Source organism: Gordonia sp. i37, assembly GCF_002043085.1.
Lineage (GTDB): Bacteria > Actinomycetota > Actinomycetes > Mycobacteriales > Mycobacteriaceae > Gordonia > Gordonia polyisoprenivorans.
The window spans coordinates 1-2,497 of the sequence record NZ_MVPX01000636.1 but is presented as its reverse complement, the minus strand read 5'-3'; the positions used below and the strand labels follow the sequence as shown (position 1 = coordinate 2,497).

The following is a 2,497-nucleotide window of genomic DNA, read 5'->3' as shown; positions in this document are numbered from 1 at the left end:
CCGATGAGTGTCCAGCCCACGTGCGCGGTGACCTGCCCGTCGTTGATCAGCGAGCGGAGCGAGGACACGAGATGTGAGATCGGATTGACGTCGGCGAGCGTGCGCATCCAGCTGGGCATCGTGGTCACCGGCACGAAGATGTTGGAGGTGAACGTGAGCGGCATGAGTACCAGCATCGACACCCCCTGTACTGCAGAGGCTTTCGACATGAGCACTCCCATCAGCGCAAAGATCCAGCTGATCGCGAAGGCCGCGAAGAGGGTCAGGATGATGCCGGCGATGGTGCCGAGCACACTTGACGGCCGGTACCCGAGGATCATGCCGACGCCGATCGACATGACCGCGGCGATGAGGTAGCGCACGACGTCGGCGATCAATGAGCCGGCGAGCGGGGCGATACGCGCGATGGGCAGGGAGATGAAGCGGTCGAAGACCCCGCGGTCCATGTCCTCGCGCAGTTGCACGCCGGTGACCACCGACGCGGTGATCGCCACCGAGACCAGCACGCCCGGCACCAGCTGGGGCAGATAGGCATCCACGCTGCCGGCGATGGCGCCCCCGAAGATGTTGGCGAACATCACGGTGAACACGATCGGGATGACGATCACGTCGAACAGTTGTTGCGGAGTGTGCTTGAGCCGCAACAGGCCTCGGCGCGCCATGGTGATGGTGTCCCGAATGGCCTTGCCGATACCGATGTGGTCGACGGGGGTGCCCAGGTGCAGTCCTGGGGTGGGGATTTCGGTGGCGGCGCTCAATTGGCCACCTCCGGTGGCGGCGCTCAATTGGCCACCTCCGGTGGCGGCGCTCATGCGGCCACCTCCCTGGACGGTCCGGCGGTGAGGGAGAAGAACACGTCGTCGAGGCTGGGTCGTCGCACCGAGACCTCCCCGACACCGATGCCCGCGCCGTCGAGCGCAACGACCGCACGAGCCGCGGCAGACGGATCGGTGATCGCGGCGATGAGCTGTCCGTTCTCGGGGGTGGTGGTGACCGCCGTGTCGAGAGCGGTGCGCAGCACCTCGCGCGCCTCGGAGAGGTGTACCGGGTCGACGGTGACCTCCAAGGAGCGGTCGCCGACCCGATCCTTGAGGGTGTCGGCGTCTCCGGAGGCGATGACGCGGCCCTTGTCGATGACGACCAGGGAATCCGAGAGCTGGTCGGCCTCATCGAGATACTGCGTGGTGAGCAGGACGGTACTACCCTGCGCGACCAGGTCGCGGACACTGGACCAGACCTGGGTGCGGGTGGTCGGGTCGAGTCCGGTGGTCGGCTCGTCGAGGAACAGCAGTGCCGGGGTACGGATCATCGATGCCGCGAGATCGATCCGGCGCCGCATACCGCCGGAGAATCCGCTGACGGGACGCCGCGCGGCGGCACTGAGCCCGAACCGGTCGATGAGATCGGTGGCGCGCGTGCGTGCGGCCCGGCCGCTGTATCCCAGCAACCGCGCGAACAACTCGAGGTTCTCCGTGGCGGTGAGATCCTCGTCGACCGAGGCGTATTGGCCGGTGAGTGAGATGAGCGACCGCACCGCGGTGGCGTCGGCGGCCACATCCCGGCCGAAGATCGTCGCGCGTCCGGCGTCGGGGCGGATCAGGGTCGCGAGCATGCGCACGGTGGTCGTCTTGCCTGCGCCGTTGGGGCCCAGGACGCCCAGGATGGTTCCGCGCGGCACGGTGAACGACACGTCGTCGACCGCGACGACGCCACCGAAGGTCTTGCGCAGGTGGTCGGCGTGGATCGCGGTGTCGGGAAGCGTGTCGGCGTGGTGGGTGCTGTCGGCGAGCATGGTGTCGACCCTGCCCGACGCCGCTTTCATTTCGCTTTCACGCACCCCTCAGCGCAGGACGGTGAGCAGCGCGGTGCGCCGTGAGCGTGGGCCGTCGCCGAGATCGATGACGGAGAAGTCGCGCCGGTAGCGGGCGCCCCGAGCGGCAGCGGCGAGGGCATCGGAGGACACCCGGTCGGTGACGAGGGCCACCGCGGCCGCCGCGGCGCCCAAGGCCGGCAGATTGGTGGCCGGCGCTGCGGCCAAGTGCGACAACGAGACCCGCAGCGACTCGGCGGCCAGGCGTGCGGCGACGACCTCGCCGGTCCGCTGCAGGATCACCGCGCGCACACCGTGCAGATAGGCACAGTGGGCATCGGTGGGCGGCCCGACGATCTCGATGGCGCGTTCGGCGGATCGGCGGGCTCCCGACGGGTCGTCGGCGACCAGCAGATCGGCGAGCGCGGCGTGGGCGGTCGCGACGAACGCTTTCGGCGAGTCACCGGAATCGCGCAGACAGGTCTCGAGCAACTCGACCGCGACATCCGGTGCGGAGACCGACAAGGCGATCGCCTGATGAACCCGGGTGCGGGAACTCTCCTCCTGAAAGCCCAGGGCGGCATGGTCATCCGCGGCGCGAGCGAACAGCGTTGCGGCACCCGCACGGTCGCCGAGGAGCAGGTGGCCGCGGCCGAGACGGTGCCGTGCCGCGGCGGTCAACCACGG

Annotated in this window: 2 protein-coding genes and 1 pseudogene; all 3 read right to left on the bottom strand. The window is 69.0% G+C overall.

Annotation, left to right across the window (positions count from 1 at the left end):
• Positions 1–785: ABC transporter permease (locus B1964_RS29075; protein WP_079932262.1), on the bottom strand; the 785-nt coding region annotated here is incomplete at its 3' end.
• Between the two features lie 23 nt (positions 786–808).
• Positions 809–1,792: an ATP-binding cassette domain-containing protein gene (locus tag B1964_RS29070; protein ID WP_079932261.1), complete on the bottom strand. Its 984-nt coding sequence runs from the start codon at positions 1,790–1,792 to the stop codon at positions 809–811.
• Positions 1,793–1,840: 48 nt separating this feature from the next.
• Positions 1,841–2,497, bottom strand: a pseudogene (locus B1964_RS29065) (AfsR family transcriptional regulator); the annotation flags it as partial.